The organism is Mesorhizobium sp. M4B.F.Ca.ET.017.02.2.1 (assembly GCF_003998955.1).
In the GTDB taxonomy this organism is placed as follows: domain Bacteria; phylum Pseudomonadota; class Alphaproteobacteria; order Rhizobiales; family Rhizobiaceae; genus Mesorhizobium; species Mesorhizobium abyssinicae.
In genome coordinates, this window is sequence record NZ_RZOF01000315.1 from 1 (window position 1) to 7312 (window position 7312).

6 protein-coding genes are annotated in these 7312 nt (G+C 66.4%); all 6 read left to right on the plus strand.

The genetic code is table 11. The features are described 5' to 3' along the window. Positions 1 to 1502: transglutaminase family protein (locus tag EN738_RS27400; protein WP_189605995.1), on the plus strand; the 1502-nt coding region annotated here is incomplete at its 5' end. A gap of 6 nt (positions 1503 to 1508) precedes the next feature. Continuing rightward, on the plus strand, positions 1509 to 3920 hold the full coding sequence (locus EN738_RS27405; RefSeq protein WP_127286412.1) for a circularly permuted type 2 ATP-grasp protein: 2412 nt from the start codon (positions 1509 to 1511) through the stop codon (positions 3918 to 3920). Positions 3921 to 3923: 3 nt separating this feature from the next. Then, positions 3924 to 4808, plus strand: a complete 885-nt coding sequence (locus EN738_RS27410; protein WP_127286413.1) for a transglutaminase family protein — start codon at positions 3924 to 3926, stop codon at positions 4806 to 4808. Positions 4809 to 4932: 124 nt separating this feature from the next. Next, positions 4933 to 5868, plus strand: a complete 936-nt coding sequence (locus tag EN738_RS27415; RefSeq protein ID WP_127286414.1) for a glycosyltransferase family 2 protein — start codon at positions 4933 to 4935, stop codon at positions 5866 to 5868. After that, on the plus strand, positions 5868 to 6737 hold the full coding sequence (locus tag EN738_RS27420) for a glycosyltransferase family A protein (RefSeq protein ID WP_127286415.1): 870 nt from the start codon (positions 5868 to 5870) through the stop codon (positions 6735 to 6737). The genes EN738_RS27415 and EN738_RS27420 overlap by 1 nt, the downstream gene beginning before the upstream one ends. A gap of 71 nt (positions 6738 to 6808) precedes the next feature. Then, positions 6809 to 7312: hypothetical protein (locus EN738_RS27425; protein WP_145966944.1), on the plus strand; the 504-nt coding region annotated here is incomplete at its 3' end.

Genomic DNA, 7312 nt, shown 5'->3' on the forward strand with positions numbered 1-7312 from the left:
CCGTCGAGCCGCGCGACGGGCGGCTTTGCGTATTCATGCCGCCGGTCGAGGCGCTGGAAGACTATCTCGAACTGGTGGCGGCGGCCGAAAATGCGGCAAAGACCATCGGCCTGCCGGTGCATATCGAGGGCTACGGCCCGCCGCACGATCCGCGCCTCAATGTCATCCGCGTCGCACCCGACCCCGGCGTCATCGAGGTCAACATCCATCCCGCCGCCAACTGGCAGGACTGTGTGGCGACGACGACCGCGATCTACGAGGAGGCGCGGCAGTCGCGGCTCGGCACCGACAAGTTCATGATCGACGGCCGCCACACCGGCACCGGCGGCGGCAACCATGTCGTGGTCGGCGGCGCGACGCCCAACGACAGTCCGTTCCTGCGCCGGCCGGATCTCTTGAAGAGCCTGGTCCTGCAATGGCAGCGGCACCCGTCGCTGTCCTATCTGTTCTCCGGCCTGTTCATCGGACCGACCAGCCAGGCGCCGCGCTTCGACGAGGCGCGCCACGATTCGCTCTATGAGCTCGAGATCGCGATGGCGCAGGTGCCGCATCCGGACAAGGGCGAGGCGCCCTTGCCGTGGCTTGTCGACCGGCTGTTCCGCAACCTGCTCACCGACGTGACCGGCAACACCCACCGTTCGGAAATCTGCATCGACAAATTGTTCTCGCCCGACGGCCCCACCGGCCGGCTCGGCCTGGTCGAGTTCCGCGGCTTCGAGATGCCGCCCAATGCGCGCATGAGCCTGGCGCAGCAATTGCTGGTGCGCGCCATCATCGCCCGTGCGTGGAAGAACCCGCTCGACGGCCGCTTCGTGCGCTGGGGCACCTCGCTGCACGACCGCTTCATGCTGCCGCATCATGTCTGGGCGGATTTCCTCGACGTGCTGGAGGACCTTAAGCTCAACGGCTTCGAATTCCGTCCCGAATGGTTCGCCGCGCAGCTCGAATTCCGTTTCCCGTATTGCGGCGAGGTCGAGCATGCGGGGGTCAAGCTGGAACTCAGGCAGGCGCTGGAGCCGTGGCATGTGATGGGCGAGCAGGGCGCGATCGGCGGCACCGTGCGCTTCGTCGATTCCTCGGTCGAGCGGCTGCAGGTGAAGACCGAGGGCCTCAATCCGGAGCGTCACGCCATCGTATGCAACGGTCGCGTCGTGCCGATGAAGGTGACGGCCAACCGCGAGGTCGCGGTCGCGGGCGTGCGCTTCAAGGCCTGGCAGCCGGCTTCCGGCCTGCATCCGGCGCTGCCGGTCAACACGCCGCTGGTCTTCGACATCTACGACCGCTGGTCGGGCCGGGCGGTGGGCGGCTGCGTCTACCATGTCGCCCATCCCGGCGGGCGCAATTACGACACCTTTCCGGTCAATGGCAACGAGGCGGAGGCGCGGCGGCTTGCCCGCTTCGAGCCGCGCGGCCATACACCGTCCGGCTATGTGCTGCACAATGAAGAAGCCTCTGAAGATTTCCCGATGACCCTTGACCTCAGGCGGCCCCCGAGACTCTGATCTGCGATGGCGAAGGGGAATCAGAAGAAGATAGGCGGCAAGCCGCTGACGCACAGTCTGCTGGAGCACTACCAGCCGATCGACGGTGTCGTCGACGAGATGGTCGACGCCTCGGGCAATCCGCGCCCGGCCTGGCGCGCCTTCCTCGAGGCGCTGGAGGATCTCGGTCCTGAAAAGCTGGCCCGGCGCTTTGCCCGCGCCGACCAGTATCTGCGCGACGCCGGCGTCTACTACCGGGTCTACGACAAGGCCGGCGCCAATGAGCGCGAATGGCCGCTGGCGCATGTCCCGCTGCTGATCGAGGAACAGGAATGGGCGGCGATCAGCGCCGGCCTCGTGCAGCGAGCCGACCTGTTCGAGGAGACGCTGGCCGACATTTACGGACCGAACCTGCTGATCGAGAAGGGCATCCTGCCGGCCGGCCTGATCGCCGCCAGCCCCGAATATTTGCGGCCCGTCGTCGGCACGAAACCGGCCAGCGGCCATTTCCTCCACATGATCGCCTTCGAGCTCGGCCGCGGGCCCGACGGCCGCTGGTGGGTGCTGGGCGACCGCACGCAGGCGCCGTCAGGCGCAGGCTTCGCCCTGGAGAACCGCGTCGCCACCACGCGCGCGCTGTCCGACATCTATGGCGAAATGCATGTGCATCGGCTGGCCGGCTTCTTCCGCCGCTTCCGCGACGCGCTGATCGGCATGGCCAACGACACTGGCGGCCGCGTCGCCATCCTGACGCCGGGGCCGCTCAACGAGACCTATTACGAGCACGCCTATATCGCGCGCTATCTCGGCATCATGCTGCTCGAAGGCGAGGACCTGACCGTCTCGGGCGGCAAGCTGATGGTGCGCACCGTTTCGGGGCTGAAGCCTGTCGGCGTGCTGTGGCGGCGGCTGGATGCCGCCTTCGCCGATCCGCTGGAGCTGAGGCCGGATTCGCAGATCGGCACGCCAGGCCTGGTCGAGGCGATCCGCCGGGGTACGGTCTCGGCCGTCAATGCGCTCGGCTCGGGGCTGATGGAAACGCGGGCGCTGCTTTCCTTCCTGCCGAGGATCTCGCGGGAATTGCGGGGCGAGGAATTGCTGCTGCCGAGCGTCGCCACCTGGTGGTGCGGGCAGGACAGCGAGCGCGAGCACGTGCTTGCCAACCTCGACCGCATGGTGGTCGGTCCGGCGCTGTCGACACGGCTTGCCTTCGAGGACGACGATGCGACCAGGCTCGGCTCGACGCTGTCCGATGCCGAACGGGCCGAACTGGTGGCGCGGATCAAGGACGGCGGCGGCGACTTCGTCGGCCAGGAAGCGGTGACGCTTTCGACCACGCCCGTCTATATCGGTGGCTGGCTGGAGCCGCGGCCGGCAAGCCTGCGCGTCTATCTGGCGCGCACGCCGGATGGCTGGACAGTGATGCCCGGCGGTTTTGCACGGGTCGGCTTCTCGCAAGACGCGACGGCCATCGCCATGCAGCGCGGCGGCCAGGCGGCGGATGTGTGGGTGGTCAGCGACCGGCCGGTGGAGCGCGAGACGCTGCTGCCGCAGGAGCACGACAGCTTCACCCGCTCGATGCCTGGCAGCCTGCCCAGCCGCGCCGCGGAGAACCTGACATGGCTCGGCCGCTACATCGAGCGCTCGGAAGACACGGCGCGGGTGCTGCGCGCCTATCATGTGCGGCTGGCGGAGACCTCCGACCCCGAAACGCCGCTGCTCGCCGACATCAGGGACTATCTCGAACCGTTCGGCATCGACGTCGAAACGGCGATCCCGCTCGGGCTGATCAGCACGCTGGACAGCGCCGTCTACAGCGCCGGGCAGATCCGCGACCGTTTCTCGCCCGACGGCTGGCTGGCGCTGAAGGATCTGTCGAAGACGATCCATCAATTCGCCAAAACCGTCGCGCCGGGCGACGACGCGACGCGGGCGATGACGGTGATCCTGCGCAAGCTTGCCGGGTTCTCCGGCCTGCTGCATGAGAACATGTACCGCTTCACCGGCTGGCGCTTCCTCGAAATCGGCCGGCGGCTGGAGCGCGGCATCCAGATCGCCCGCATGCTCGCCCGGCTGACCAGGAAAGGCGCGCCGGACGGCGCGCTCGACATGATGCTGGAGATCGGCGACAGCGTCATGACCCATCGCCGGCAATATCCGGTGCAGGCTGGGCGGCGCACGGTGATCGACCTGCTGGCGCTCGACCCGCTCAACCCGCGCTCGATCCTGTTCCAGCTCGAACGATTGAAGGCGGAGATCGGCATGCTGCCTTCCGTTGGCGCCGAAGGACATATGTCGCCGGCTGCTAAGGAAATCCTGCAGCTCAACACGGCGATCGCCGTCATGGAGCCGTCGGACATGACGGCGCAAGTCATCGACGATCTCGCCAGCGAGATCGGCGGCCTCTACAACAGCCTCGCCAAGGCCTATTTCGGATAGGGCATGCTCTACGACATCAGGCTTCATCTGAGCTACGACTATGACGCCGCGGCCGGTGGCGGCCGGCATCAGGTTCGCGTGCTGCCGCCGACGATCGCGGGCGTGCAGCGGGTGGTCGCCGCCTCGCTGTCCTTCACGCCGGCGCCGGGCGAGCGCTCTGATTTCACCGACTTCTTCGGCAACAACGTCACCTCGCTCGCCTTTCGCGACGCCCATGACGCGCTCGACATCAGGATGAGCGCGCGCGTGTCGGTATCGCGCCCCGAGCCCGGGCTCGACGTTTCGCCCAACCTCCAGCGGCTGCGGGAGGAACTCGGCGGCGTGCGGTCGCTGGCGCCGGATTCGCCGCATCACTTCCTCGCCGCCAGCGATCATGCCGGCATCGATGCCGCGATCACCGCCTATGCGAAAGACAGCGTCGCAGGTTCGACGGTCGCCACGGTCATGGATCTGTGCAACCGCATCCAGCGCGACTTCACCTATGACGGCAAGGCAACCACCGTGCAGACCCGCGCCAGCGATGCTTTCGCCCTGAAACGCGGCGTCTGCCAGGATTTTTCGCACATCATGATCGCCGGCCTGCGCGGCCTCGGCATTCCCGCCGGCTATGTCAGCGGCTTCCTGCGCACCATACCGCCGAAGGGCAAGCCCCGGCTCGAGGGCGCCGATGCCATGCATGCCTGGGTCAAGGCGTGGTGCGGGCGCGACGCCGGCTGGCAGGAATTCGACCCGACGAACGGCATGCGGGCGAGCAATGACCACATCACCGTGGGCTACGGGCGGGACTATTCCGATGTGGCGCCGATCGTCGGCGTCCTGAAAACAACGGGCGGCCAGGCGGCCGAGCAAGCGGTCGACGTCATCCCGGTCATGCTCGAGAAGGTTTGAGATGCAAGCCTTTCCGGGGTTCCCGGGGGGCGTAAAGACTGCTTCTCAAATCCGGACGCTGCCGTTATCTTGCGCTTCGGGGCGGTAGGGCCGGTTGCGCAACATGCACCGGCGGAGTTTCCATTTGAGAGCGGTCAGCGTCATCATTCCGGCACACAATGCGGCGGCGACCATAGCGAGGACGCTGGCATCGCTGCGTCCAGAGGCTGATGTCATCGGTGAAGTGCTGCTGGTCGATGATTCTTCGTCGGACGACACAGCAAGCGTTGCCGAACATGCCGCTTCGCGGTGCGCGTTGCCGTTGCGCGTGATCCAGTCCAATTGCAGGGACGCGGGCGGAGCCCGCAATCTCGCTTTGGCGCAGGCGAACTACCCCTGGATCTACATGATCGATGCCGACGATCTGCATCTGGACGGCGGGCTGCGGTCATTGCTTTCCCGGACCGATATGCAGACGAGGGCCGATATGGTGGTCGGCGCCTTTCGCAGACGAACCGACGGCGTCGACCGGCAGATCAAGTTGCCTGTAGGTTATACGGCCGCCAGCACCGCCAATGCCTCGGCCTATATCCAGGGGCATGTACGCTCGATTGCCGTCGGAAGCGCGCTGGTGTCCCGGCGCGCGATCGATGAGACGCGATTCCCGACCGGGCTCGCCTATGACGAGGACACGTTGTTCTGGGCCAAGGTGCTCAGCACCGCCCGGCTTGCCGTCATCACGCAACCCGTCATGACCTATTTCGTTTCGGCGGAACGCTCCGACGATCGCTTCACGGTCAAGCCGGCGAAGCGCTTCCTCGAATGGCGGCAGGCGTTGCACGGGCTCGCCGATTGCGGGATCGCGAAGTCGGCGCTGAAGGTCAGGGAAGGCCTCGTCGCCCTGAAGATCGCGCGTGTCCACTATGCGCGCGGTGATCTGGATACGGCGGCCCGGTTCCTGGCCGTGGCCAGGGCGGCGCCGAAGGTGCCGTCGGACACCTGGCGTTGCATGCGATACCAGTTCAAGCTTGCGGCGCGGCGCCGCTTTTCTGTGCCGCGCATCCAGTTGCAAAGCGCTTGATGGCCGGGAGACCGGAACTCGCAGTCGTGGTGATTGGTTTGCGGGCGCCCGCCGAACTGGTCGCCGCGGTGCGGTCGGTGCTCGATCAGAACATCCCGCTCGAGATCGTCATCGTGAATTCGGGCGGTGGCAATGCCCAGGCACTTGTCGACAATGCCGGTCTCAACGTGAGGGTCGTCGAGGTCGAGCAGCGACTGTTTGCCGGCGGCGCGCGAAATCTAGGCATCGCGGCGACGCAGGCCCCGTTCGTCGCCTTCCTCGCCGGTGATTGTCTGGCCTGCCCGCGCTGGGCTGAAGTGCGCCTGCACCATCACCGGCAAGGGGCCGCGACCGTGGCAAGCGCCATCCTCAACAGCCATCCGCGCAATCTGGTGGCGTGCGCGGCGCACCTCGTGACGTACATGCGGCGTTTGCCCGGCCTCCCCGCCGAGAAGGCACTGCGCTACGGCGTCTCCTTCGACCGAAAGCTGTTCGATCTGTACGGGCTGTTCGACGAGCGCATGGCGTTGGGGGAAGACACCGATTTCATGGCCAGGCTGCCCGAGGCGATGCAGCCGGTCTGGGATCCGCAGGTCCTCACCATCCATCGCAACGAGACAAGCCTGTTCCGCCTGCTTGCCGACCAGTACCGCCGCGGCCGCCGCCTTGGCGGCTATTTGAGGACCGTCGAAGGCGAGAAGCCCCTGAGGCCATTTCGAAGGATTTTCCGGGACCGCCGCAACGTGAGCAAGCTGGCCAAGGAAGGGCTGTCCGGAAGGGACAGGACTTTTGCGATGCTTTCGCTGCCAATCGTGTGGCTGGCGCTGTTCGCCAAATCGCTGGGGTCTGCCATCGGCGCCAGATATGGCGAGAAGGGCCGGCGCCAATGATCACGGTCGAGATAAGGCCGCCACGCCGGCGGCGCGGTCGGTGGTTCGGGACGCGACGGAGGATCGTCGCGGTGTTCAGCTATCGCTACGACGCGCATCTGGTGCCGGGCCTGATCGCGAACCTCGACCCGATCGTGGACGGCTGGATCGCATATGACGATCGTGGTTCGGACGCGGTGTTCAGCAGCGAGCCGGCGAGGCGGCGTGCCCTGCTGAGCGCGGCCTTCGAGGCCGGCGCCGATTGGATCCTGGCAATGGACCCCGACGAGAGGTTGGAAAACGCGGTCGCCGATCAAATTGGCCAACTGACCAGCCGGTCGCGGCGCATCGCCTGGGGATTCCGGACGCTGGAAATGTACACGCCGGACAGCTACCGCGTCGACGGGCCCTGGGGGCAGAAGATGCAGCACAGGCTGTTCAGCGCCTACCATCCGGATCGCTATCGATCGACGGATTTGCATGGCGCCTGGTTCCACGAAGACCTCCGCCTCAAGCTCAGGGACAGCGGTCTCAACCTTTATCATCTGAAGATGATCGAGCCGAAGCGGCGCGCGGCACGGCGCGACCTCTACAAT

Excerpts from the sequence above, each read along its gene's own strand:
- EN738_RS27410 (WP_127286413.1), top strand. The coding sequence starts at position 3,924 with ATGCTCTACGACATCAGGCTTCATCTGAGCTACGACTATGACGCCGCG.
- EN738_RS27420 (WP_127286415.1), top strand. The coding sequence starts at position 5,868 with ATGGCCGGGAGACCGGAACTCGCAGTCGTGGTGATTGGTTTGCGGGCG.
- EN738_RS27405 (WP_127286412.1), top strand. The coding sequence starts at position 1,509 with ATGGCGAAGGGGAATCAGAAGAAGATAGGCGGCAAGCCGCTGACGCAC.